The organism is Streptomyces sp. MBT65 (assembly GCF_016612545.1).
Lineage (GTDB): Bacteria > Actinomycetota > Actinomycetes > Streptomycetales > Streptomycetaceae > Streptomyces.
In genome coordinates this window covers 1-24,479 of record NZ_JAENRY010000102.1, presented here as the reverse complement: position 1 = coordinate 24,479, position 24,479 = coordinate 1, and the positions used below count along the sequence as shown (strand labels likewise).

Annotated in this window: 22 protein-coding genes and 1 pseudogene; 14 read left to right on the top strand and 9 right to left on the bottom strand. The window is 70.2% G+C overall.

All coding sequences use genetic code 11. The features are described from left to right. A pseudogene (locus JHN63_RS23525) lies at positions 1 to 808 on the top strand (ABC transporter ATP-binding protein); the annotation flags it as partial. A 162-nt stretch (positions 809 to 970) separates the two neighbouring features. After that, a complete protein-coding gene (locus JHN63_RS23520) occupies positions 971 to 1,858 on the top strand; it encodes a FadR/GntR family transcriptional regulator (RefSeq protein WP_200683601.1) in 888 nt (295 codons plus the stop codon). 332 nt (positions 1,859 to 2,190) lie between these two features. Here the strand turns inward: JHN63_RS23520 and JHN63_RS23515 are convergent, their stop codons facing one another. Then, entirely contained in the window at positions 2,191 to 2,349 is a 159-nt protein-coding gene (locus JHN63_RS23515; protein ID WP_200683603.1) for a hypothetical protein, read from the bottom strand. Here JHN63_RS23515 and JHN63_RS23510 point away from each other — a divergent pair. Together JHN63_RS23510 and JHN63_RS23505 are read left to right on the top strand one after the other, a co-directional pair. Then, positions 2,291 to 3,835 (top strand): RNA polymerase sigma factor, encoded by a 1,545-nt coding sequence (locus tag JHN63_RS23510; RefSeq protein WP_307781962.1) that lies wholly within the window; start codon positions 2,291 to 2,293, stop codon positions 3,833 to 3,835. The genes JHN63_RS23515 and JHN63_RS23510 overlap by 59 nt on opposite strands. A 132-nt stretch (positions 3,836 to 3,967) precedes the next feature. Continuing rightward, positions 3,968 to 4,825 carry a trypsin-like serine protease gene (locus JHN63_RS23505; protein WP_200683596.1) on the top strand — a complete coding sequence of 286 codons (858 nt, stop codon included), beginning with the start codon at positions 3,968 to 3,970 and terminating at the stop codon, positions 4,823 to 4,825. A gap of 118 nt (positions 4,826 to 4,943) precedes the next feature. On the opposite strand, the gene JHN63_RS23500 is transcribed toward JHN63_RS23505, so the two are convergent. Continuing rightward, the gene (locus JHN63_RS23500) at positions 4,944 to 5,177 is read right to left on the bottom strand and encodes a hypothetical protein (RefSeq protein WP_019061015.1); all 234 of its coding nucleotides are present in this window, start codon (positions 5,175 to 5,177) and stop codon (positions 4,944 to 4,946) included. Positions 5,178 to 5,620: 443 nt separating this feature from the next. On the opposite strand from JHN63_RS23500, the gene JHN63_RS23495 reads away from it, so the two are divergent. The 6 genes from JHN63_RS23495 to JHN63_RS23470 all read left to right on the top strand — a co-directional run bounded on the left by JHN63_RS23495 (position 5,621) and on the right by JHN63_RS23470 (position 13,169). Then, positions 5,621 to 7,741: a type IIA DNA topoisomerase subunit B gene (locus JHN63_RS23495; RefSeq protein ID WP_200683594.1), complete on the top strand. Its 2,121-nt coding sequence runs from the start codon at positions 5,621 to 5,623 to the stop codon at positions 7,739 to 7,741. An 856-nt stretch (positions 7,742 to 8,597) separates the two neighbouring features. Beyond that, the gene (locus tag JHN63_RS23490) at positions 8,598 to 9,122 is read left to right on the top strand and encodes a DUF1453 family protein (RefSeq protein WP_200683592.1); all 525 of its coding nucleotides are present in this window, start codon (positions 8,598 to 8,600) and stop codon (positions 9,120 to 9,122) included. Further along, positions 9,119 to 10,270, top strand: a complete 1,152-nt coding sequence (locus JHN63_RS23485) for a sensor histidine kinase (RefSeq protein ID WP_200683590.1) — start codon at positions 9,119 to 9,121, stop codon at positions 10,268 to 10,270. Before JHN63_RS23490 ends, JHN63_RS23485 begins: the two co-directional genes overlap by 4 nt. Beyond that, complete coding sequence (locus tag JHN63_RS23480) at positions 10,267 to 10,953, top strand: response regulator transcription factor (RefSeq protein WP_200683588.1); 687 nt, start codon at positions 10,267 to 10,269, stop codon at positions 10,951 to 10,953. Before JHN63_RS23485 ends, JHN63_RS23480 begins: the two co-directional genes overlap by 4 nt. 69 nt (positions 10,954 to 11,022) lie before the next feature. Next, positions 11,023 to 11,583, top strand: coding sequence for a DUF485 domain-containing protein (locus JHN63_RS23475; protein ID WP_200683580.1), 561 nt, complete (start codon positions 11,023 to 11,025; stop codon positions 11,581 to 11,583). Continuing rightward, positions 11,580 to 13,169 carry a cation acetate symporter gene (locus JHN63_RS23470; protein ID WP_200683578.1) on the top strand — a complete coding sequence of 530 codons (1,590 nt, stop codon included), beginning with the start codon at positions 11,580 to 11,582 and terminating at the stop codon, positions 13,167 to 13,169. The genes JHN63_RS23475 and JHN63_RS23470 overlap by 4 nt, the downstream gene beginning before the upstream one ends. Before the next feature lie 82 nt (positions 13,170 to 13,251). Here JHN63_RS23470 and JHN63_RS23465 read toward each other — a convergent pair whose 3' ends face one another. Beyond that, the gene (locus JHN63_RS23465; protein WP_200683576.1) at positions 13,252 to 13,944 is read right to left on the bottom strand and encodes a response regulator; all 693 of its coding nucleotides are present in this window, start codon (positions 13,942 to 13,944) and stop codon (positions 13,252 to 13,254) included. Positions 13,945 to 14,104: 160 nt separating this feature from the next. Here JHN63_RS23465 and JHN63_RS23460 point away from each other — a divergent pair, with 160 nt between their 5' ends. The 3 genes from JHN63_RS23460 (at position 14,105) to JHN63_RS23450 (ending at position 16,925) form a co-directional block, all read left to right on the top strand. Further along, positions 14,105 to 14,920 (top strand): ABC transporter ATP-binding protein, encoded by an 816-nt coding sequence (locus JHN63_RS23460; protein ID WP_200683574.1) that lies wholly within the window; start codon positions 14,105 to 14,107, stop codon positions 14,918 to 14,920. A gap of 4 nt (positions 14,921 to 14,924) precedes the next feature. Beyond that, entirely contained in the window at positions 14,925 to 15,788 is an 864-nt protein-coding gene (locus JHN63_RS23455; RefSeq protein ID WP_374222941.1) for an ABC transporter permease, read from the top strand. A 75-nt stretch (positions 15,789 to 15,863) separates the two neighbouring features. After that, positions 15,864 to 16,925 carry an ABC transporter substrate-binding protein gene (locus JHN63_RS23450; RefSeq protein ID WP_200683570.1) on the top strand — a complete coding sequence of 354 codons (1,062 nt, stop codon included), beginning with the start codon at positions 15,864 to 15,866 and terminating at the stop codon, positions 16,923 to 16,925. 72 nt (positions 16,926 to 16,997) lie between these two features. Here JHN63_RS23450 and JHN63_RS23445 read toward each other — a convergent pair whose 3' ends face one another. From JHN63_RS23445 to JHN63_RS23430, 4 genes are all read right to left on the bottom strand, one after another. Next, positions 16,998 to 17,678 carry a response regulator gene (locus JHN63_RS23445; protein ID WP_200683561.1) on the bottom strand — a complete coding sequence of 227 codons (681 nt, stop codon included), beginning with the start codon at positions 17,676 to 17,678 and terminating at the stop codon, positions 16,998 to 17,000. Then, positions 17,675 to 19,345: a sensor histidine kinase gene (locus tag JHN63_RS23440; RefSeq protein ID WP_200683559.1), complete on the bottom strand. Its 1,671-nt coding sequence runs from the start codon at positions 19,343 to 19,345 to the stop codon at positions 17,675 to 17,677. Before JHN63_RS23440 ends, JHN63_RS23445 begins: the two co-directional genes overlap by 4 nt. A gap of 166 nt (positions 19,346 to 19,511) precedes the next feature. After that, complete coding sequence (locus tag JHN63_RS23435; protein WP_200683557.1) at positions 19,512 to 20,450, bottom strand: sucrase ferredoxin; 939 nt, start codon at positions 20,448 to 20,450, stop codon at positions 19,512 to 19,514. A 54-nt stretch (positions 20,451 to 20,504) separates the two neighbouring features. Continuing rightward, complete coding sequence (locus JHN63_RS23430; RefSeq protein WP_200683554.1) at positions 20,505 to 21,761, bottom strand: citrate synthase family protein; 1,257 nt, start codon at positions 21,759 to 21,761, stop codon at positions 20,505 to 20,507. A gap of 107 nt (positions 21,762 to 21,868) precedes the next feature. Between JHN63_RS23430 and JHN63_RS23425 the strand changes: the two genes are divergently transcribed. After that, entirely contained in the window at positions 21,869 to 23,026 is a 1,158-nt protein-coding gene (locus JHN63_RS23425) for a citrate synthase/methylcitrate synthase (RefSeq protein ID WP_200683552.1), read from the top strand. 58 nt (positions 23,027 to 23,084) lie between these two features. Here the strand turns inward: JHN63_RS23425 and JHN63_RS23420 are convergent, their stop codons facing one another. Then, positions 23,085 to 23,324, bottom strand: coding sequence for a hypothetical protein (locus tag JHN63_RS23420; protein WP_200683551.1), 240 nt, complete (start codon positions 23,322 to 23,324; stop codon positions 23,085 to 23,087). A gap of 236 nt (positions 23,325 to 23,560) precedes the next feature. Further along, a complete protein-coding gene (locus JHN63_RS23415; RefSeq protein ID WP_200683549.1) occupies positions 23,561 to 24,115 on the bottom strand; it encodes a DUF6082 family protein in 555 nt (184 codons plus the stop codon). Positions 24,116 to 24,479 lie beyond the last annotated feature (364 nt).

Here is a 24,479-nt window from a genome sequence, read left to right as displayed (position 1 = left end):
GGCTGGGGGCGGAGCGGACCCCATCTCCGTCCGCTCCGCCCCCAGCCCGCTGCGCCCGCTCCGCTACGAGCTGCGTCGTGCCGCCGGTATCGGCACCGGGTTCCTCACCGGGGCCGCCGTACTCGTCGTGTCCGCCCTCACCGCGTTGTTGCTTGCCCGCATCGGGCACACCCCGCAGTCGCGTCTCCTGGCCGCGTGGCCCCGGGAGTTGCCCCTGCCGCCCGCGGCGCTCGGTGCGGGGCTGCTCGGGGCGTTCGCGTTCGGTGACGAGTTCCGCCACCCTGCCCTGGCGGCGGACCGCGGCACCGTGCCCCGCCGGGTGGGGCTGCTCGTCGCGAAGCTCCTCGTCTCCGCGGCCACCGCACTGCTGCTGGCGTTCCTCACGGTGGGCTGCGACGCCGAAGTGCTCTACCTCGTCTACGGACGGGAGCTCGCGCAGGTTCCCGCCGACTGGCTTTCGATGGGCGCGAGTTGGATCGGCCTGGTCGTCGGGTGTGCGTGGGCCGGTGTTCTGGCCGCGGGTGTCTTCCGGTCCACCACGGCAGGGCTCGCCGCGGTGGTCGCCGTACCGATTCTCGTCGTACCTCTCGTGCACAAGGCACTGGACGGGCCCGCCGTGCGGGCCGCGGAAGGGTTTCCGTTGCGGATGCGGCAGGTGTTCCTGCTGCAGTGGCCCTTCGGGGGAGAGCGTTACCTGTCCGCGGCGGCTCGGGTGATCGCCCAACCCGTGGGCGGGGCACTGACGTTGTCGCTGACCGCCCTGCTGTGCGCGTATCTGCTCACGACCCTGCGGAGCAGGGTCCGATGACGACTGTCCGCACCCTTCGGGTGCCGCTCTGCGCACAACTCCCCGTAGAAAGCCCATTTCTTTCCGATAAGGCGTCAATTGCGACGGGGTGAGCGATCACCCTTTCGTGTGCTTTTCACCAAAGACCTCAAGGGAGTTGGGGACAGCGCCGACAAAGGATCCGTGAGTACCCTTGCGCACCCCATGATGACCGCCGCCCACTCCGCAGACTCCGGTCTCGCCGGCCCGGGCGGACTCGACCGCTACCCCTACGTCGAGGCGCCCGTCACCGAGCGCCTCGGAGCCCCCTCCTGGGACGGTTCCGACCCCGAGCTGGGCCGCGTGGGCCGGCGTGCCGCGGGCAGCCGCGGACGCGGGCTGCACGGCCAACTCGTCCAGCAGCTGGGTCAGATGATCGTCTCCGGGGACCTGGGCGCCGACCGTCCGCTGGTGCCCGAGGAGATCGGCCAGCGTTTCGAGGTCTCCCGCACCGTCGTCCGCGAGTCGCTCCGCGTCCTGGAGGCCAAGGGCCTGGTCAGCGCGCGCCCGAACGTCGGCACGCGCGTGCGTCCCGTCAGCGACTGGAACCTCCTCGACCCGGACATCATCGAATGGCGCGCCTTCGGCCCGCAGCGCGACAACCAGCGCCGTGAGCTGAGCGAGCTGCGCTGGACGATCGAGCCGCTCGCCGCCCGCCTCGCCGCCGGGCACGGGCGCGAGGACGTCCAGCAGCGCCTCTCCGACATGGTCGAGATCATGAGCCACGCCATGGGCCAGGGTGACGCGCTGACCTTCTCCCGCGCGGACGCCGAGTTCCACTCGCTGCTCATCCAGGTCGCGGGCAACCGGATGCTGGAGCACCTTTCCGGGATCGTCTCCTCGGCCCTCCAGGTCTCCGGGGGCCCGGTCACGGGCTGTGACCGCCCGACCGACGCCTCCCTGGGGCACCACGCCCGGATCGTCGACGCCCTCGCCGCCGGTGACGGCGCGGCGGCCGAGGCGGCCATGCGGCAGTTGCTCATCGTGCACCCCGAGCCGGAGCGCGTGGTGCCCGCCCCGCGCGAACACTGACGCGCGCGGGTGGTCGGCGCGGTCGAGGTGTGCCGCGTTCTCGTGGTGGCGCCCGGCCGGGGCGCCCGTCTTCCGCCGGACCCCGCAGGATCCTCCAGGGAATCCGGCGGGGTCCGGCGGTGCGACGGGGTGCCGGATCTCTCTGAGAAGCGTCTGGCGCGGCCGTGGGTGACCTCCTCTGCCCGTGTCTGACCGTTTTTGAACGCTTACGGGGTGTGACTCGGGCCACGCAGATTGGGCGTAACGCTCGCGGGCACTGCGCGATGACCTAAGAGGTGACAGCCGCGGAAGGGAATACGGACGCCGTTCAAGGCGCTGTGTTTCTTCCGGGCTCAGCCCGCGCCGTCGGCCCATCCCCAGTCGGCGGTCGTCGGTTCCTGTCCGTACCGGACGGGGCCGGAAGCCGTTTTCCATCGTTCCGAGAGGTTGTTCGTGTCGGCCAGCACATCCCGTACGCTCCCGCCGGAGATCGCCGAGTCCGTCTCTGTCATGGCGCTCATCGAGCGGGGAAAGGCTGAGGGGCAGATCGCCGGCGATGACGTGCGTCGGGCCTTCGAAGCTGACCAGATTCCGGCCACTCAGTGGAAGAACGTACTGCGCAGCCTCAACCAGATCCTCGAGGAAGAGGGTGTGACGCTGATGGTCAGTGCCGCGGAGCCCAAGCGCACCCGAAAGAGCGTCGCAGCGAAGAGTCCGGCCAAGCGCACCGCCACCAAGACGGTCGCCGCGAAGACGGTGACCGCCAAGAAGGCCACCGCCACCGCCACCGCCACTCCGGCCGCCCCTGTCGCCGACGCTCCCGCCGAGGACGACGCTCAGAAGGTCGCCGCCAAGAAGGCGGCGCCCGCCAAGAAGGCGGTCGCCAAGAAGGTCGCCGCCAAGAAGACGACGGCGGCCGCCAAGAAGACCAGCGCCAAGAAGGACGACGCCGAGCTGGTCGACGAAGAGGCCACCGAGGAGACCCCCGGCAAGACCGGGGACGAGCCCGAGGGCGCCGAGAGCGCCGGGTTCGTGCTCTCCGACGAGGACGAGGACGACGCGCCCGCGCAGCAGGTCGCCGCGGCCGGTGCCACCGCCGACCCCGTCAAGGACTACCTCAAGCAGATCGGCAAGGTCCCCCTCCTCAACGCCGAGCAGGAGGTCGAGCTCGCCAAGCGCATCGAGGCCGGTCTGTTCGCCGAGGACAAGCTGGCCAACGCCGACAAGCTCGCCCCCAAGCTCAAGCGCGAGCTGGAGATCATCGCCGAGGACGGCCGCCGCGCCAAGAACCACCTCCTGGAGGCCAACCTCCGCCTGGTGGTCTCCCTGGCCAAGCGCTACACCGGCCGCGGCATGCTCTTCCTGGACCTCATCCAGGAGGGCAACCTCGGTCTGATCCGCGCGGTCGAGAAATTCGACTACACCAAGGGCTACAAGTTCTCCACGTACGCCACCTGGTGGATCCGTCAGGCGATCACCCGCGCGATGGCCGACCAGGCCCGCACCATCCGTATCCCGGTGCACATGGTCGAGGTCATCAACAAGCTCGCTCGTGTGCAGCGCCAGATGCTCCAGGACCTGGGCCGCGAGCCCACCCCGGAGGAGCTGGCCAAGGAACTCGACATGACCCCGGAGAAGGTCATCGAGGTCCAGAAGTACGGCCGCGAGCCCATCTCCCTGCACACCCCCCTGGGTGAGGACGGCGACAGCGAGTTCGGTGACCTCATCGAGGACTCCGAAGCCGTCGTCCCGGCCGACGCGGTCAGCTTCACCCTCCTCCAGGAGCAGCTGCACTCCGTCCTGGACACCCTGTCCGAGCGCGAGGCCGGTGTGGTCTCGATGCGCTTCGGTCTCACCGACGGTCAGCCGAAGACCCTCGACGAGATCGGCAAGGTGTACGGGGTCACCCGTGAGCGCATCCGCCAGATCGAGTCCAAGACCATGTCGAAGCTGCGCCACCCGTCGCGTTCGCAGGTGCTGCGCGACTACCTCGACTAGGCCGTAGTCGTACGACACGAAAGGCCCGGTCTCCCCTCGGGGAGCCGGGCCTTCGTGCTGGCCGCGGGTGCGCGGCGCGGCGCGCTGGATCACTCTGGGTCTCTCATGACCATCCCAGAGTGAGGAACGTGCATGCGTCGTCCCCTTGCCCGGGCGCTGACCCGGCCGCTGGTCCTGGCGGCTGCCGCGTCCGCCATACCGTTGGTCGCCGCGTCCCCCGTGGCCGCCGACAGCATCGTCGTCGGCGGATTCCCGGTCGATGTCTCCGTGAGTCCCTGGACGGTGGCGCTGTCCAGCCGTGACCGGTTCGGGGGTACCCGGGCAGGACAGTTCTGCGGCGGTGTGGCCGTGGGCCGGACCACCGTGCTAACCGCGGCCCACTGCATGGGCGACGACGTCCTGGGGGCGCCGCCGCACCGCGCGGCCGACCTCAAGGTCATCACCGGCCGTACGGACCTGCTCTCGGACCGGGGCCAGGAGATCGCCGTCCGCGACGTGTCGGTCAATCCGCGCTACGACGCCGTCAGCAACGCCGGCGACTTCGCCGTGCTCACGCTCGCCGATCCGCTGCCCCAGAGCTCGGTCATCACGATGGCGGCTGTGGGCGACACGGCGTACGCACCGGGCACGGCCGCCACGGTCTACGGCTGGGGCGATCTCACCGGCAGCGGCGACTACGCGGGCAGCCTGCACGCGGCACGCCTGCACGTGCTGTCCGACGCGAGCTGCGAGGAGGCCTATCCGGCCGGTGCGGACGGCACCTACCTCCCGGAGTCCATGCTGTGCGCCGGAGAGGCTCAGGGAGGCCGTGACGCCTGCCAGGGGGACAGCGGGGGGCCGCTGGTCGCCCAGGGGCGGCTGGTCGGGCTCGTGTCGTGGGGCAGCGGGTGCGGGCGGGCCGGGAGCCCCGGCGTCTACAGCCGGGTGTCCGACGTGCTGCGGGCACTCGGCCGCCACCGCGGCTCGCCCGGGCCGCACAGGGGCGCCTGACGGCCTCTGAGGGGCATCCGCGGGTACACGAAGACGGGCGGCCCCGCTCCTGTGGTTCAGGAGCGGGGCCGCCCGTCGCCGGCCTGGGCCGGTGCTGGCTCGTCGTGGACGCGAAGTGTCAGCGGTCTTCTTCAGGAACGCTTGCAGCAGGAGCGGAGGTCAGCCGCTCCGACTCGTCCTGTATCTCAGCGGCGATCTTCTTGAGTTCCGGCTCGAACTTGCGGCCGTGGTGGGCGCAGAAGAGCAGTTCTCCGCCGCTCAGCAGGACGACGCGCAGGTATGCCTGGGCGCCGCAGCGGTCGCAGCGATCGGCGGCCGTCAGTGGGCTCGCGGGGGTCAGAACAGTAGTCACGTCGCCTCTTCTCTAGCTCGACGAGCTGTCGTACCAGGGTCAACATCCAACCAGCCCGAAAACGTTCCCGCTCGTGGCTTTTCCTCGAAAAATTCTTCCGGGGCGGCTGTCTGCTGCCGGTTGGCGGCGAATGTGCCGTATTGCGTGTCTATGTGTCTGTACGGGTTCGCGCTGTGGGGTCAGGGTCGGGTCCATCCGGCTGGGTTGCCGGTTGTTCATGAGGACGTGCCCGGAGCCTAAATGGTTCATGCCCCGAAGGGAACGTGATATGTACTTCACTCCATCGAGGGATCGAACAGGCATACGACCCTGGATTAGGGTGAGGAGGAGACGAGGGTGGCGTTACAACGGCTCTACCAGGCCTCGGTACCCTCTGAGCGGCAACCGAAGCCGGGCCCTTACCCAAAAGGGCCTCATCTGAAATTCAGCGAGGAGCGAACCGCGTGACCGCCGAAACGTCCGTGCCGTCGACAGCGCTGCTGGCAGGAGCAGACCGGGACGGTTCCAACTACACCGCGCGGCACCTGCTCGTCCTCGAGGGGCTCGAGGCCGTACGCAAGCGCCCGGGTATGTACATCGGGTCGACCGACAGTCGTGGCCTGATGCACTGTCTGTGGGAGATCATCGACAACTCCGTGGACGAGGCCCTCGGGGGCTACTGCGACCACATCGAGGTGATCCTGCACGACGACGCCTCGGTGGAGGTCCGGGACAACGGCCGGGGCATCCCGGTCGACGTCGAGCCCAAGACCGGCCTCTCCGGTGTCGAGGTCGTCATGACCAAGCTGCACGCCGGCGGCAAGTTCGGCGGCGGCTCGTACGCCGCCTCCGGTGGTCTGCACGGCGTGGGCGCCTCCGTGGTGAACGCCCTGTCCGCGCGGCTCGACGTCGAGGTGGACCGCAGCGGCAACACCCACGCCATCAGCTTCCGGCGCGGGGTGCCGGGCTCCTTCACCGCCACCGGTCCGGACGCCCCGTTCGAGCCCGGTGGCCTGCGCAAGGCCAAGCGGATCCCCAAGACCCGCACCGGCACGCGCGTGCGCTACTGGGCCGACCGCCAGATCTTCCTCAAGGACGCCAAGCTCTCCCTGGAGGGCCTGCATCAGCGGGCCCGGCAGACCGCGTTCCTGGTGCCCGGACTGACCATCGTCGTCCGCGACGAGTACGGCCTCGGTGAGGGCGGCAGCAAGGGGGAGGAGTCCTTCCGCTTCGACGGCGGCATCAGCGAGTTCTGCGAGTACCTGGCGAACGACAAGCCGGTCTGCGACGTCCTGCGTCTGTCGGGCCAGGGCACCTTCAAGGAGACGGTGCCCGTCCTGGACGACCACGGGCAGATGACGCCCACCGAGGTCACGCGCGAACTCGGCGTCGACATCGCCATGCGCTGGGGGACCGGCTACGACACGACCCTCCGGTCGTACGTGAACATCATCGCCACCCCCAAGGGCGGTACCCATGTCGCCGGTTTCGAGCAGGCCGTCGTCAAGACGATGAACGAGGTGGCGCGCGCCAAGAAGCTGCTGCGCGTCGCCGAGGACGACGTCGTCAAGGACGATGCCCTGGAGGGCCTCACCGCGGTCGTCACCGTCCGGCTCGCCGAACCGCAGTTCGAGGGCCAGACCAAGGAGGTGCTCGGTACGTCGGCGGCGCGCCGCATCGTCGCCAACGTGGTCGCCAAGGAGCTCAAGGACTTCCTGACCTCGACGAAGCGTGACGCGGCGGCCCAGGCCCGGGTGGTCATGGAGAAGGCCGTCGCCGCCGCACGCACGCGTATCGCGGCCCGGCAGCACAAGGACGCGCAGCGCCGCAAGACGGCCCTGGAGTCCTCCTCGCTGCCCGCCAAGCTCGCCGACTGCCGCAGCGACGACGTGGAGCGCAGCGAGCTCTTCATCGTCGAGGGAGACTCCGCGCTCGGTACGGCCAAGCTCGCCCGGAACTCCGAGTTCCAGGCGCTGCTGCCGATCCGCGGCAAGATCCTCAACGTCCAGAAGTCGTCCGTCACCGACATGCTGAAGAACGTCGAGTGCGGGGCGATCATCCAGGTCATAGGAGCCGGGTCGGGGCGTACCTTCGACATCGACGCGGCCCGCTACGGCAAGATCATCATGATGACCGACGCCGATGTGGACGGCTCCCACATCCGGTGCCTGCTCCTGACCCTGTTCCAGCGCTACATGCGGCCCATGGTCGAGGCCGGCCGGGTGTTCGCCGCGGTGCCCCCGCTGCACCGCATCGAGCTGGTCCAGCCCAAGAAGGGCCAGGACAAGTACGTCTACACGTACTCGGACCGTGAGCTGCGCGAGAAGATGCTGGAGTTCCAGAGCAAGGGCGTCCGGTTCAAGGACTCCATCCAGCGTTACAAGGGTCTCGGAGAGATGGACGCCGACCAGCTGGCCGAGACGACGATGGACCCCCGCCACCGCACCCTGCGCCGGATCAACCTCTCCGACCTGGAGGCGGCCGAGCAGGTCTTCGACCTGCTGATGGGCAACGACGTGGCGCCGCGCAAGGAGTTCATCTCCAGCTCGGCCGCGACGCTGGACCGGTCGCGGATCGACGCCTGACCGCAGTGCCGGGCCCGGGTCCGACCTGGGCCCGGGCCACGGCTCGGCGGCTTTGACCCGGGCTGGCACGATCCCTCCGTGCCCGACACGGGCGCGGGCGCGGATATGGACGCGGACATGGCACGACCGCCTGACACGGGCTGGCGCGACCACCTGATACCGGCCCGGCACGACTGCCCGGCGCAGGCTCGGCACGGTTGTCTTCCATCGGCTCGGCGCGAATGTCTGACACCAGCCGGAACGACCGCTCGACACCGGCTTGGCACGACTGCCCGACGCAGGCCCGGCACGGCCGGGCTTCCACCAGCTTGGCGCGACCGTCTGACATCGGCCCGGAGCGACTGCTCGTCGCAGGCGCGCGCGGCCGCTTTCCACCGGCTTGGCGCGACTGCCCTGACACCGGCCCGGAAAGACCCCTCGACGCAGGCCCGGCAGGACCGCCTGACATCGGCTCGGCATGACCGCCCGGCGCAGGTCCGGCAGGGCCGCCTTGCACCGGCTCGGCGCGATCGCCTCGCACTGGCCCGGCAGCACCGCCTGACACCGGCTCGGCATGACCGCCCGGCGCAGGTCCGGCATGGCCGCCTTGCACCGGCTCGCCGCGACCGCCTGGCACCGGCCCGCGGCAGCACCGCCTGACACCGGCACAGCGCGACGGGCTGACGCAGGCCCGGCGAGATCGCCGCGCACAGACCCGGCGCCACCAGTCGGCTCCACCCGTGGGTGGAGGGCGGGGTGGTTCGGGGATCCACCCACGATCCACCCTGGCGCCGATCTGCCGGCCTGCGGATTTCCGTAGCGTCGAATGCGTCGGCAGCGCTCGCGGCCGGCATCCCTTCCGCTCACGGAGGCTCTGATGTCCGGGCTCGTCAACGCGTTGGTGATCGTGGCCGTCGTCGCGGTGGTGATCGTGCGGCAGTTCGGCGCCCGTCGGATCGACACCGACCGGCGTTGGTGGCTCCTCCCCGTGATCCTCGGCGTCGTCGCGCTGCGCGATCCCGGCATACTCGACGCCCACCACCACACCGAGTCGGCCCTCCTCCTCGCCGTCGAGCTGGTCATCGGACTGGCCACCGGAGCCGGCTGGGCCTGGACCACGCGCCTGTGGGTAGAGACGGACGGTTCCGTGTGGAGCAAGAGCACCAAGGCCAGCGGAGGCGTCTGGATCGTCGGCATAGCCCTGCGCGTCGGCCTCATGGCACTGGGCGCGGTCGTGGGCGTGCACCAGAACAGCTCGGCCCTGATGCTCGGTCTCGCGGCGACGCTGCTGGTCCGCTCCGGGGTCCTGGCCTGGCGGGCCCAGTCCTTCACCGGGGCGGCCGGATCGGCCCCGGCGTACGGTCTCGGCATGGCACGGCCCGTCCCGAAGGAGCGCGCGTGACCGAGAACGCATGGACGCGCTGGCCCTCACGGGAAGCGCTGGGCCGGGAGGGCGTCTCCCGGCCCCGGCGGCTGCTCGCCTGGGCCGTCCGGCTGCTGGTGATCGGCGTGCTGCTCGGGGGCGCCTTCGGCGGCAACCACACGCATGGCTGGGCCCTGGCCGGCGGTGTGGCGGGCATCCTGGCGACCGCGGCCCTCGGCTGGGCGTTCTGGCGCACCACTCTCGCCCACAGACTCTGGCCGTCAGTAGCCCTCGTCGCCGCGCTCCTCGGGATCGCGATAGCGGGACAGGCGACCGGCTTCACGGTCCCGGCTCTTGTCGTCTGGTGCGGTTGTGCCGTCATCTCGCTGGAGCGGCTGCCCATCGCCGTCGCCGTGCCGGTGACATCGGTGTCCCTCGCGATCTTCGCCGCGGTCAACAACGACGTATGGCTGACCACCACGGTCACCACGGCCGGGCTGGCCCTCGCCGGATACACGCTCCGCCTCGACGCCGAGGCCCGGGGCAACGCCCAGCGGCTGCTCACCCAGGAGCGCCTGGCGCGCACGGCCGAGGCGGAGTCCGCCGCGCTGGCGGAGCGGGCCCGGATCGCCCGGGAGATCCACGACGTGCTGGCCCACAGCCTCTCGGCGCAGCTCGTGCACCTGGAGGCGGCCAGGCTGCTGATAGAGCGGGGCGCCGACCGGGAGACGATTCTGGAACGGGTCGTGGCGGCACGGGGGATGGCCCGCGACGGCCTGGTGGAGACCCGGCAGGCCCTGTCCGCGCTGCGCGGCGAGATGAGCCCGCTGGAGGACTTCCTGGCCGAGATCGTCGGTACGACAGGTGGTGCGGAGGTCACCGTTACGGGTGATCGCAGACAACTGCCCGCCGAGGCCTCGCAGGCCGTGCGCCGGGTCGCCCAGGAGGCGCTGACGAACGTCCGCAAGCACGCCCCGGGCGCCAAGGTGCTGCTCACGCTGGACTACGGCGAGCACGAAGTGACGCTGGACGTACGGGACTCGGGCGGTTCGCCCGGCGAACTCACCGGGGCGGGAGGTGGATACGGTCTGCTCGGCATGCGGGAACGCGCCGAGCTGCTGGGCGGTTCCCTGCGGGCCGGGCCTGACGAGGAGGGGTTCGTGGTGACGCTGAAGGTGCCCGCATGACGGATGAGGCCGTGAGGAGAACCGCGCGGGTCGTGGTCGCGGACGACCAGACCGTCGTACGGGAAGGCATCGTGATGCTGCTGGGGCTGCTGCCCGGGATCGAGGTCGTCGGCGCGGCCGGCGACGGGGACGAGGCGGTGCGACTCGTCGCCGAACTCGCCCCGGACGTCGTCCTGATGGACCTGCGCATGCCGCGCTGCGACGGTGTCGAGGCGACCCGGCGCATCCGCGCGGAGCATCCCGGAACGCAGGTCGTGGTGCTGACGACGTTCGCGGACGACGCGTCGCTGTTCCCGGCGCTGCGCGCGGGGGCGCGTGGCTACCTCACCAAGGACGCGGGCGGCGAGGAGATCGTACGGGCGGTGCACAGCGTGCTGTCGGGGGACGCCGGACTGTCGCCGAGCATCCAACGGCGTTTGCTGGAGCGCCTGTCGGAGCCCGAGCCGCAGCCGTCGCCGGGGCCCGAAGAGCCGCCGGACGGGCTCACCGCGCGGGAGACCGAGGTGCTGTTGCTGATCGCCGAGGGGCTGAGCAACCAGGAGATCGCCCGCAAGCTGCATGTCTCCACGGCGACCGTGAAGACCCACATCAACAACCTGTTCGCCAAGACGGGGCTCAAGGACCGTGCGCAGGCGGTGCGTTACGCCTACGGCAAGGGACTGGTGCGGCCACCAGCGGGTTGAGTCACCTGATGGGGTGAAGACAGCGGAGAAGAAGAGTCGGGGATCTTCCCGTTCTGTCCATCCTTGGGCATGCAGTCAAGCAACGGTCGTCCCCGCGGTGGCGGGAATGGTCACGAGAGTCCGGCCGAGCACCACGAAGGTCATGACCTGACCCCCGCCGAGGCAACCGGAAAGGTGCGGTACCACGACCCGTGGTACGACGCGCTCGCGTCCGGCTGGGGCGAGTCGGACGGCGTGGGGGTGCCCGCCCCCGAAGTGCCGTCCGCCCGCCGGGAGGACGGGGGCCGGGCGCTGCGCGCCGCGGACGTGTACCTGGAGGTGCAGCGCAGCGCGGCCTTCCAGGAGGTGCGCAGCCGGTATCTGAGGTTCGTGGTGCCGGCGGTGGCCATGTTCTTCGCCTGGTACGTGGCGTACGTGGTGACCGCGACGACCGCGCCCGGGTTCATGGCCCGGCCCGTGGCGGGTGCCGTGAACGTGGGGATGGTGGCGGGGCTCGGGCAGTTCGTCACCACCTTCCTGCTCACCTGGGCGTACGCCCGGCACGCGCGGCTGCGCAGGGACCGGGCCGCGCTCGAACTGCGCTGGGACACGCAGGAACTGACGCGTGGTGTGCGAGGCGGTGTGTCGTGACCGGCAATCATCAGACGCTGGCGTTGCTGCTGTTCAGCGGCTTCGTCGCCGTCACCCTGGGGATCACGACCTGGGTGAGCCGCAACCGGCACGGTTCGGCGGAGGAGTTCTACGCGGGCGGACGACTCTTCTCCCCAATGGAGAATGGTTTTGCCATCGCGGGGGATTACATGTCCGCAGCCTCCTTCCTGGGTGTCACCGGACTCATCGCCCTGTACGGCTACGACGGCATGCTGTACGTGGTCGGCTTCTTCGTGGCCTGGATCGTGGTGCTGCTCCTGGTCGCCGAACTGGTCCGCAACTGCGGGCGGTTCACGCTCGCCGACGTGGTCGCCGCGCGGATGAGCGAACGGCCGGTACGGATCGCGGCGGGAACTTCCTCGGTCACCGTGTCCGTTCTGTACCTGGTGGCACAGATGGTGGGCGCGGGCAGTCTGGTGTCGCTGCTGCTGGGCGGGACCAGCCCGGCCGCGCGGGCGTGGACCGTCATCGGCGTCGGCGCGCTCATGGTGATCTATGTGTCGTTGGGAGGGATGCGGGCCACCACCTGGATCCAGATCGTGAAAGCGGTCCTGCTGCTCAGCACCACCGTCGCGCTGACGGTGCTGGTCCTGGTGCGCTTCCACGGAAACGTCGACCAGTTGCTGCTCAGCGCGGCCGATCGCAGCGGTCACGGCCTGGCGTTCCTGGCGCCGGGGCTCAAGTACGGCGGGGACTGGACCGCGCGGTTCGACTTCATGAGCCTGGGCCTGGCGCTCGTCCTGGGTACGGCGGGCCTGCCGCACATCCTGTCCCGCTTCTACACCGTGCCGACCGCGCGGGCCGCGCGCCGTTCGGTGATCTGGTCGATCGGGCTTGTCGGCGGCTTCTACCTGATGACCATCGTGCTGGGCTTCGCCGCCGCCGCGATCGTCGGACCGGACGCCATGCGGAAGTCGAACGCGGCGGGGAACACGGCGGTCCCGCTGCTGGCGCTCGACCTGGGCGGCGCCAACTCCACAGGTGGGACCGTCCTGTTCGCGATCGTCGCCGCCGTCGCCTTCGCCACCATCCTCGCGGTGGTCGCCGGGATCACGCTCGCCTCCTCGGCGTCCGTGGCCCACGATCTGTACGCGTCGCTGCGCCGCCCGCGCGCCAAGCCGTACAGCGAGGTGGCGGTCGCGCGGACGGCGGCCGTCGGGATCGGTGTGGTCGCGATCGCGCTGGGCCTGCTCGCCAGGGACCTCAACGTCGCCTTCCTGGTGGGCCTCGCCTTCGCCGTCGCCGCCTCGGCGAACCTCCCGGTGCTGCTCTACTCGCTGTTCTGGCGCGGCTTCACGACCCGCGGCGCCGTGTGGGCCGTATACGGCGGGCTGATCCCCGCCCTCGTGCTCGTGCTGCTGTCGCCGGTCGTGTCGGGCAGTCCCGATTCGCTGTTCCCGGGCGTCGACTTCCAGTTCTTCCCGCTGCAGAACCCCGGCCTCGTGTCGATCCCGCTCGGCTTCCTGGCCGGCTGGCTCGGCACGGTCACCTCGACGGAGGTCCCGGACGAGGCCAAGCACGCGGAGACCGAGGTACGGGCACTGACGGGGGCGGGGGCCGTGTAGCGGGGGCGCCCACCGTCGTCGTACCCGCGCGGTTCGATCTTGTACGACGGCGGAGGGCGCCCGCGTGCCGTGCCGCGCGTGGCTACGGCGCGACCCAGGCGTAGCGGTGTTCCGGGCGGCCCGTGTCGCCGTACTTGAGGGAGAGGCGGAGGCGGCCGGCCTGTTCCAGGTGGCGGAGGTAGCGCTGGGCGGTCGAGCGGCTCAGGCCGGTCTCGGCGGCGACCTCGTGGGCCGAGAGCGGGTGGCCGGCGCTGTGCAGGACGCCGCAGATCAGGTCGGTGGTCGGCTCCGAGTGGCCGCTGGGCAGACCGGGGGAGGTCGGCACGGTCGTCGTGCGCAGGGCGCCGAAGATGCGGTCGACCTGCTCCTGCCCGGCGATGCCACGGCCGCCGACGCGGTCGACGGTGCGGCGCAGCGCGGCGTACGAGTCGAGGCGGGTGCGCAGCGCGGCGAAGGTGAACGGCTTGACCAGGTAGTGCAGGGCGCCCAGGCGCATCGCCCGCTGCACGGTCGTCACATCGCTGGCCGCCGTGATCATGATGACGTCGGTGCCGTGGCCCTGTTGCCGCATGCGGTGGACGAGTTCGAGACCCGTCTGGTCCGGCAGATAGTGGTCGAGCAGCACCAGGTCGATGGCCCCGCGCTCCACGGTGGCCAGCGCCTGGGCGGCGCTGTGCGCGCGGGCGGCGACCCGGAAGCCGGGAACCTTTCCCACGTACCTGGCGTTGATCTCGGCGACGCGGAAGTCGTCGTCCACGACCATGACGTCAATCATCGGGCCTCTTTCCTCAAGGCCATGGCGAGCGTTAAGCCCGTGTTTCGGCTCCGCAGTTGTAGCGCGAGCAAAACGAGCACAACAGGCTCTTGCGAGCAAAAGAACGGCTTGCGCCCAGAAGACTGCTGCTGTGGTCCGGGCCACATCTACGGTCCCGGCCATGAGCGCAGACACCAGCCCCGCCATCGAGCTGCGGGGCGCGAGCAAGACCTTCAGGACCCCGTCGGGGGGTCTGCACACGGCCGTACGGGGGCTTGATCTCACCGTCGGACGTGGCGAGTTCGTGGCGGTCGTGGGCCCCACGGGCTGCGGCAAGTCGACCACGCTGACCCTCGTCAGCGGACTTGAAGAGCCCTCCGAGGGCGATGTACTGGTGGCCGGGGAGCCCGTCTCCGGCGTCGGCGACAAGGTCGGCTTCGTCTTCCAGCAGGACGCCACCTTCCCCTGGCGCACGGTCCTGTCCAACGTCATGGCGGGCCCGCGCTTCCGGGGCGTACCCAAGGCGGAGGCGAAGGCGAAGGCGCGTGAGTGGCTGGCCCGGGTCGGGCTCTCCGCCTTCGAGGACCGCTATCCGCACCAGCTCTCCGGCGGTATGCGCAAGCGCGTCGCGCTCGCCGCGACCTTCGTCAACGACCCCGAGATCCTGCTGATGGACGAGCCGTTCTCGGCGCTCGACGTGCAGACCAGGGCCCTGATGTCGGACGAACTCCTGGAGCTGTGGGAGGGCACCGGCGCCTCGGTCGTCTTCGTGACCCACGACCTGGAGGAGTCCATCGCGCTGGCCGACCGGGTCGTCGTGATGACCGCCGGGCCGGCCACCGTGAAGCAGGTCTTCGACATCGATCTGCCGCGGCCCCGCAAGGTCGAATCGGTGCGCCTGGAGCCGCGGTTCATCGAGATCTACCGCGAGATCTGGGAGTCCCTCGGCGAAGAGGTCCGCATCACGCGCGAGAGGGGTGTGGCCAATGTCGCCTGACGTCATGCCTGAGGACCGGGTCGCCACGGCTGCCACCGAGCCGGGCGCCAAGTCGGACCGCGCCCATTCACGCGCGCGTGCGGCCCGTAAACGCAAGGCCGGCGTCGGGGCGGCGAGAGTGCTGCTCCTGGTCGCCGTTCTGGGGCTGTGGGAGGCGCTCTCCCGGGCCAAGGTCATCGATCCGTTCAACTTCTCGATGCCCTCCAAGATCTGGGACCAGATCTACACCTGGGTGATGCACGGGACCGCGCTCGGCTCCCTGGGGGAGCAGATCTGGTTCACGCTCCAGGAGGCGCTGCTGGGCTGGATCATCGGTGTGATCGCCGGTGTCGTGTTCGGTATCGCTCTGGGGCGGATCACCTTGCTCGCCGACATACTTGGTCCATACATCAAGGTGCTCAACTCCATACCGAGGATCGTGCTCGCCCCGATCTTCGTGATCTGGTTCGGACTCGGACCGGCCTCCAAGGTCGCGTCGGCCGTCGTGCTCGTCTTCTTCCCGGTGTTCTTCAACGCCTTCCAGGGCGCCCGCGAGGTCGACCGCAACCTGGTCGCCAACGCCCGCATCCTCGGCGCCAGCGACCGCAGGGTGACCCTTCAGGTGGTCATCCCGTCCGCGACCTCCTGGATCTTCACCAGCCTCCACGTCAGCTTCGGCTTCGCCCTCATCGGCGCGATCGTCGGGGAGTACATCGGTGCCACCAAGGGCATCGGCCTGCTCGTCGCGCAGTCCCAGGGCACCTTCAACGCGGCCGGTGTGTACGCCGCGATGGTGATCCTCGCGGTCGTCGCCCTGGTCGCCGAAGGGCTCCTGACCTTCGGCGAGAACCGCATCTTCCGCTGGAAGCCGTCGGGCTCCGACAGCTGAACGGCCCCTCCCGGGGCCCCTGTCGAAGAGCCCCCTTCCTCCCTGCACCGCACCCTCACAAGGACGTGAACCGCCATGCGCAAGACCGCCAGATACACCGCCCTGGCCGCCTCGGGCCTGCTCGCCCTCTCCTCCCTCACCGCCTGCGCCAACGACGCGGCCAGCACCGCCTCCACCGGCTCCGGCGGCAAGGGCGACGGCAAGGGCGTGAAGGTCAAGATCATGGTCGGTGGCCTGGACAAGGTCATCTACCTGCCCGCGATGCTCACCCAGCGGCTCGGCTACTTCGACGCCGAGGGCCTCGATGTGGAACTGCTGAGCGAACCGGCCGGCGTCCAGGCCGAGACCGCGCTCGTCTCCGGGCAGGTCCAAGGGGCCGTCGGCTTCTACGACCACACGCTCGACCTGCAGGTCAAGGGCAAGTCGGTCGAGTCCGTGGTGCAGTTCTCGCAGGCGCCCGGCGAGGTGGAGGTCGTGTCCACCAAGGCCCAGGGAAAGGTCAAGTCGGCCAAGGACTTCAAGGGCAAGAAGCTCGGTGTGACCGGCCTCGGCTCCTCCACCGACTTCCTCACCAAGTACCTGGCCGTCAAGAACGGCGTCGACGTCAGCGAGTTCACCCCGGTCGCCGTCGGCGCGGGCCCGACCTTCGTCGCCGCGCTCCAACAGGGCTCCATCGACGCGGGGATGACGACCGACCCGACCGTCGCCACGATCCTCGACAAGAAGGCCGGCAAGATCCTCGTCGACATGCGGACGCCCGAGGGGTCACAGGCGGCGCTCGGTGGGCCGTACCCCTCGTCAAGTCTGTACATGCAGACGGACTGGGTGAACAGCCACAAGTCAACTGTGCAGAAGATGGTCAATGCATTCGTCAAGACGCTCACGTGGATGTCCACCCACAGCGCAACCGAGATCGCCGACAAGATGCCCGCCGACTACTCCCAGGGCAACAAGTTCCTCTACGCCACCGCGATCAAGAGCACGCTGCCGATGTTCACCAAGGACGGCGTGATGCCGGCGAACGGCCCGGAGACCGTCGAGAAGGTGCTGAAGGCGTTCAACCCCACGATCAAGAACGCGAACGTGGACCTCGACAAGACGTACACGACCGAGTTCGTGAAGAACGCGACGGGCTGACGGTCGCGCGGTCGCCATCCGTACAGAAGGCAAGGGGTACGGCCCCTTCCCCCGCCCCCACAGGCCGTGCCTTCAGGCGCGGGTCGCCCACACGTAGCGGTGTTCCGGGCGGCCCGCGTCGCCGTACTTGAGCGTCAGCCTGGCCCGTCCGGTGCGCTCCAGGAGCTTCAGATAGCGCTGGGCGGTCTGTCGGCTCACCCCGGTGCGGTCGGCGATCTCCTGGGCGGACAGCGGGCCTTCGGCGTTCATCAGGGACTGGCGCACGAGTTTCGCCGTGGTGGGGGAGTGCCCTTTGGGCAGCCCGGGCTCCGAGGGCGCGGACAGGGCGCCGAAGATGCGGTCCACCTCGGCCTGTTCGGCCTCTCCGCCTCCGTCGAGCGTGCGGCGCAGTTCCGCGTACGCCTCCAGCTTGGCCCGCAGGCCCGCGAAGGCGAACGGCTTGACCAGGTACTGGAGCGCGCCCTGCCGCATCGCCGCCTGCACGGTCGTCACGTCCCGGGCCGCCGTCACCATGATCACGTCGGTCTGGTGGCCGCGCCGGCGCATCTCCTGGACGACCGCCAGACCCGTCTCGTCGGGCAGATAGTGGTCCAGGAGGACCAGGTCCAGATGCGGCAGCGTCTCCAGCCGGTTCAGCGCCTCGGCCGCGCTGTGCGCCTCGGCGGCGACATGGAAGCCCGGCACCTTCCCCACGTAGGCCGCGTTGACCTGGGCGACCCGCGTGTCGTCGTCCACGACCAGGACCTCGATCATCGCGACTCCTCCTCGGCAGTGGTCTCCCCGGGGGCGGCGAGGGCGGGTTCCAGGTCGGGCTCGGTCAGCGCCTCGGGCAGGACGACCACGAACTCCGCGCCCCCGCCGAACGCCTCCGTCACCACCGCGCTGCCGCCCTGCCGTTCGGCCAGCCGACGCACCAGGGGGAGCCCTATACCGCGCTTGCCATGAGCCGGGGGCTTCTTCGTGGACCACCCCTCGGTGAACACCAACTCCCGCTGTTCCTCCGGGATCCCGGGGCCCGTGTCCCGCACCCGGAGCACGGCCGTAGGCCCCTCTGTCCGCAATTCGACCTCCACGCGTGCGTGCGGTGTGCCGCCGACGGCGTCGAGCGCGTTGTCCACGAGGTTGCCGACGACCGTGACCAGTCCGCGCGGGTCGATCAACCGGTCGGGCAGCCAGGTCCTGTCGCCGATCCACAGGGCCACGCCCCGCTCGGCCGCGACGGTCGCCTTGCCCACCAGCAGGGCGGCGAGCAGCGGGTCCTGGATCTTCTCGGTGACCTGCTCGGCCGTCGCCCGGTGATCGCCGACCACCTCCCCGACGAAGTCCACCGCGTCGTCGTACATCTCCAGTTCGAGCAGCCCCAGGAGGGTGTGCATACGGTTGGCGTGCTCGTGGTCCTGGGCGCGCAGGGCGTCGATCAGACCGTGCGTCGAGTCCAACTCCCGGCCGAGCTGCTCCAGTTCGGTGCGGTCGCGCAGGGTGGCCACGGCGCCGCCGTCGTCGGTGGGCATCCGGTTGGTGACCAGGACGCGCTGGCCGCGCACGGCGAGCAGGTCGGTGCCGGTCACCCGGCCCGCCAGGACATCGGTCGTACGGCCCTCGCCGAGCGCCTCGTCCAGGGAGCGCCCGACCGCCTCGTCACCGATGCCCAGCAGCCGCCCCGCCTCGTCGTTCAGGAGCCGTATGCGGCCGGAGCGGTCCAGGGCGACGACGCCCTCCCGGATGCCGTGCAGCATCGCCTCGCGCTCGGAGAGCAGCGCCGAGATGTCCGAGAAGGCGAGGTCCCGGGTCTGCCGCTGGACCCTCCGGGAGATCAGCCAGGCCGCCAGCGCACCGACGGCGAGAGCGCCCCCGGCGTACGCCAACAGCCCCGGGATCGCGCTGATCAGCTGCGCGCGGACGCTGTCGTACTTGATGCCTACGGAGACGGCCCCGACGACCGTGCCGTCGGCGGCGCGCACGGGCACCTTGCCGCGGGCCGAGCGGCCCAGGGTGCCCTTGTCGATCTCCTTTACCTCCTGACCGGCCAGGGGCTGGTCGGGGGAGGTCGAGACGAACCGGCCGATCTCGCTCGGGGTCGTGTGCGACCAGCGAATGCCCCGCCAGTCCATGACCACCACGTACTCGGCCTCGGTGGCCTTGCGGACCCGCTCGGCTTCCTTCTGCACGGGCCCGTCCACGGTCGGCGGGGTGTTCTGGAGGTCCTCGATGATCTGCGGCTGCTGTGCGGTCGTCTGGGCGATGGCCAGGGCGCGGTTCATCGCCTCCTGGTCGAGCTGTTTGCTCAGCGGCGCCAGGAACAGCCCGGTCGCCAGGACCGCGACTCCCGCGGCGATCGTCAGCTGCATCAGCAGCACCTGCGAGAACACCCGCCGCGGCAGCCCGAGGCGACGGCGGCGTGCGGGGGCTGTGGGGCTCATGCCCATGACGGTACGTGGCGGGGTGGGGGCTGCCCCAGGGGTGTGGCATGGATCTCTTGACCGGTTCTTGGGGAAACAGGGTTCCAGGAGAGGGCGGTTTTCCGCACGGCCCCCAGGAGTCGGCCGTTTTCCCTACGAGGTCACCAGGGGACCCGTGTCGAGCCGCTCAGCCCGTCAGCGCCGTCGTCAGCTCGCGCACCGCCACCACGTCCATCCGCGCCGGCGCGCCGAGGACCGACGTCCCGCAGCTCTCCGGGCGGGGCGGCAGGGAAGCGCCCTGGGCGACGATCACGCGCCAGTGGCGCCCGTCGGTGTGCGCGACGGTCACCTCCCAGCGCGGTGCGGCGCCGTCCGTCCGTACGACGGTCAAGGCGTCCGTCGCGTACTCGCCCGCCGCCGTCCGCACGGCCAGCTCCGCCGCTTGTCCGGGCCGCTCCCACGCCGAACTGCCCCGGCAGCCCTCGACGACCACACGGCCGTCCTGGACGCCCTGGAGGATCTCCTTGACCGTGTGGGCCCCGATGCGCCCGTACGCGTAGCCGTACGGCAGGACGAGCAGCGTGGGCGAGAAACGGTGGCCGCCCAGATGCGTGACCTCCCAGGCGCCCTCGACCCCGGAGGCGGCCAGTTCCGCCGCGAGGGGGCGGCCCAGGAGGGCGCAGCAGCGGTCGCGCTTGCCGTTGGTGCAGACGAGCGCTAGCGGATCGCCGGTGTGGGCCCGACCACCGAGCGCCGAGCCGAACGAGCGCGGGTCACCCGTGCCGAGGGCGTCGAAGTCCAGGGCGAGGAGTTCCCGCGGATCGGTGGTCGTGGCGCTGTGCAGCCATACGTTTCCGGGAACGGTGTGGGCCGCGTACACCTGGCGCACCCGGGACGGCGCGGGGTCGGCGTGCCGTCCGGGACGGCGGATGAGCGCGATCCGTACGCCCGTGTCCGCGGCGGCCGCCTCCAGGGCACGGCCCAGCACGGGGTCCAGGTGGCTCGAAGTGAGCGCTTTGGCACCCCAAGGACCGGGCTGTTCCAGCAGCAGCCACGTCGTCGCCGTGGCCGCGGTTCCGGAAATGGGCTCGTCGAGGTCCCGAGAGACGGTCGCGCACGTACTCACAGAGGTGAGCCTAACCTGACTTGCCCCGGGGCGACTTCCGGCCGCGCTCGTGTCCTACTCCGGCAGTGGTCGAGGCGGTCTGGGGCCTACGTAGTGACCGCTGGGCCGCATGCGCAGCGGGCGCTCGCCGTACTCCTCCAGGGCATGTGCGATCCAGCCCGCCGTACGGGCGACGGCGAAGACCGTCTCGCCCGCTGTGGAGGGCATCCCGGAGGAGACGGTGAGGACGGCCAGAGCCAGATCGACGTTGGCGTGCAGCGGGGTGTGGCGGGCGGTGGTGGCGACGATGTCCCGGGCCGCGGCGAGGGCGGACGTGGCCTCCGGGATGTCCTTCAGGAGGGCGAACAGGGCACGCGCGCGTGGGTCTTCGCCCGGGTAGAGCCGGTGGCCGAGTCCCGGGATGCGGCGGCCGGCCCGCAGTTCGTCGGCGACCACCGGCCCGGCGCTGCCCTGGTCGAGCACGTCGAGCAGCAGCCGGTGCGCCAGGCCGCTGGCGGCGCCGTGCAGGGGGCCTTCGAGGACCCCCAGGCCGGAGGAGACGGCTGCGTACGGGTGGGCGCGGGCCGAGGCCGCGACCCGCACCGCGAGGGTGGAGGCGGCCAGGTCGTGGTCGACGAGCAGCCCAAGTGCCGTGTCCAGGACCCGAAGCGACGCCTCGTCAGCCGGCCGTCCGCTCAGCCGTGCCCACAGGCGGTGGGCCAGTGGACCCTCGTCGCGATGGGCGCGCCGCACCGGCGGCAGGGCCGCGACGAGCGTGGGGATCAGGATGCGCGCGGTGCCGAGCACGGCCTCCTCGGACAGGTCGAAGCGCAGCGGGTCCGCGGTCGCCGCCGCGATGGCCGCGACCCGCAACCGGTCGGTGGGGCCGGTGTGTTCGGGCAGCGCGTCCACGGCGCGACGGGCGACGGCGACGGCCGCCTTGGGTGCGGTGAACGTGATCCCGGGGCGCAGCTCCCCGGTCCACAGCCACTCGACGATCTCCTCGTAGGAGTGACGCGCGGCCAGCTCGGTCGCGTCGACGCCCCGGAAGTAGTACCGGTCCTTCTCGATGAGCGTGATGCCGGTCCGTACGGACAGCTCGCCCCCGGACCCCGAACTCCCGCTGCTCTCCCGCCTGTTGCGCCGGGCGAGCGCCTCCACATCCTTGGCGTCGAAGGTGCTTCCCCGCCCGCCGGGTTCGCGCCTGCTGCTGAGCTGCCCGCGACTCACGTACGCGTACACGGTGTCGGGCTTCACGCCGAGCAGCTCGGCGGTCTCCTTGGTGCTCAACCGTCGCTCGGGGTGGCCGGGAGCGGGTTCTTGATCGCGCATGGAGGCCACGGTATCCACCTCTGGATCATCTGGATCATATTGATTCAATCAATATTGACAGAGATTGAGTCAAGCATGGACAGTCGAATCAAGTCCAGGGAGGAAACATGTCCGTCAACAGGGCCGTGGCCACGCGTATCGAGGTTCCGCGAGGACTCGCGGGAGTCGTCGTCACCGACACCCGAATCGGTGACGTCCGAGGGATCGAGGGCTTCTACCACTACCGCCAGTACTCCGCCGTCGAACTCGCGCGGACCCGCGGCTTCGAGGACGTCTGGCATCTCCTTGCCTGCGGCGAACTGCCGGACGCCGACCGGAGCGCCGCCTTCGCCGCCGAGACGGCCGCGTTGCGCCGGCTGCCCGACGAGGTGCGGGCCGCGCTGCCCGCCGTGGCGGCGGCGAGCGGGACGTCCGGACCGCTGTCCGGGATGCGTACGGCACTGTCGCTGCTAGGCGCGGCGAAGGGCTTCCGGCCGGTGTACGACATCGACGCGGACACGCGCCGCCGGGACACCGTCGTGGCGTCCGCCGCCGTACCGACGCTGCTGACCGCGCTGTACCGGCTGGGGCAGGGACTCGATCCTGTCGAACCGCGCGAAGACCTCTCCTACGCGGCCAACTACCTGTACATGCTGACGGGTTCGGAACCGGACAAGCAGCAGGCCAGGGCGATCGAGCAATACTTGATCTCAACCATTGACCACGGATTCAATGCGTCAACCTTCACCGCGCGAGTCATCGCGTCGACAGGGGCGGACGTGGCGGCCTGCCTGGTCGGGGCCGTGGGGGCGCTCTCGGGCCCGCTGCACGGGGGTGCGCCCAGCCGTGCCCTGGACACCCTGGACGCGATCGGCACACCGGAGCGTATCGACCCGTGGATCCGTGCGCGGGTCCTCGCCGGCGACCGCATCATGGGCTTCGGCCACGCGATCTACCGAACGGAGGACCCCCGCTCGCGGATGCTGCGCGAGGTCGCCCAGCAGTTCGGCGGACCGCGGGTCGAGTTCGCCGTCGAGGTCGAGCGCCAGGTCGAGACGATCCTCGCCGAACTCAAGCCGGGCCGGGAACTCCACACGAACGTCGAGTTCTACGCGGGGCTGGTCATGGAACTCTGCGGGCTGCCGCGGGAGATGTTCACGCCTACGTTCGCGGCGGCGCGGGTGGTGGGATGGGGCGCGAACGTGGTGGAGCAGGCGGAGGACTCGAAGATCATTCGGCCGGTTGCGCGGTATGTCGGGCCGGAACCGGAGACGGCCGCACCGTGACGGTGCTGAGGCCGGCCGGGGCATCCAGCGCACCCGGCCGGCTCTCGCTGGCCGGGCTTCAGGCGTCCGGGATGTCGGCCTTCGCCCTGACCAGGGTCTCGCGGGTGATGACCACGATCCGCTCGTAGTCGGCCCGTGCGGCGTCGGCCGGAAGACGGGAGTCCAGGGAGTCAGTGACGTCCGTACCGATGATGGCGAAGTTGCCGTCGGCCAATTCGAAGATGTCTGGGCACGTCGCACCATTTGTGCTGCCTCGGTCGCGGGGCGACGCGCCGAGGCGGCGGATGATCTGACTCACTGTTGGTTTCCTCTGATTGCGCGAATGACGTTACGTTTTGTGCACACAGCAGCGGCGGGGAACGAAGCGCCCTGTGGGGTGTGTTCGTCATCCTGCGGCGTGAGCGACGGTCTTGTGGGGTCGCTCTACGCGATCACGTGTGAGTCAACCTCAGCAGCCGCTCGAACAACGGCCGACGTGACGCGTTTGTTATCGCCCGTGGGTGTGATCTCGTGGGCGCCGGCGCCTCGCCTCCGTCATGCGCTCGGAGGCTCGCCCACGACCCACCACTCCTCGGTGTCCGCTTCCTCCAAGTTCTGGAGCAACTCGTCGACGAGAAGGCCGAGTTCGGCCTCGTCGGTGTCGGCAAGGTTCGCCCGCTGCTGCTGCGTGGCGTACCAGTACTCTCTGACAATCGGGTTCTGGAACATGCCTCGGACGTGCTTGAAGAACTCTTCCTTGTCCAGATTGCCGATCCGGTAGTACAGCAGCAGGTTCGTGTACAGGGTGTTGGCGAACAGGTACTGGCGGCGCTGCTTGGGCGACACGGACACCTCGTAGAGGTCCAGAACCTCGGCGAGCTCGGGATCGTCGATCGCCTTGCTGAGCAGTTCCCAGTGTTGCCGCTGCTGGTTGGCCAAGTTCGCGTGCCGCTGGGCCTGAGCCGTCCGTTCCATGTTCTCCAGGCGGACGCGGAGAGCCTTCAGCCGTCGGCGCTGTACCGCCAGGCCGGCGAGGGCGCCCGCGGCTGCCCCGATGCCGCACACGGCTGCGGTGCTCAGCCCTCGTGTCCCCGTGTTCTGTGTGGCCATGTCAACCCCCGAATCAGGCGGCCGTCCGCCGGTCGTCGGGGTGCGGGTCGACTGATGGGGACCGGCGAGCGATGGGCGGCGCTTGCCGTCTACCAGAGTGCCGAGCGGCTCTGATCGGCAGGGAGGCGGAGAGGAGGCGCACGGAGGGAAGCGAGGGTCGCACGAACCGGCGCCTTCCCCAACGTCTGCCCCGCAAGTGCTGCTAACAATCGTTCACTTCGCGGCGATTCTTCCGGCTCGTATCCTGGGGCCGCATTCAACCTCCGTACGTGTGCCGGACCACGAGCCGGTGCACGCGTCGGCGTGAAAGAGGTCGCACGTTGAGCCAGCAGAGCCCGAGCACAGGCCCGAGCCCGAGCACCGA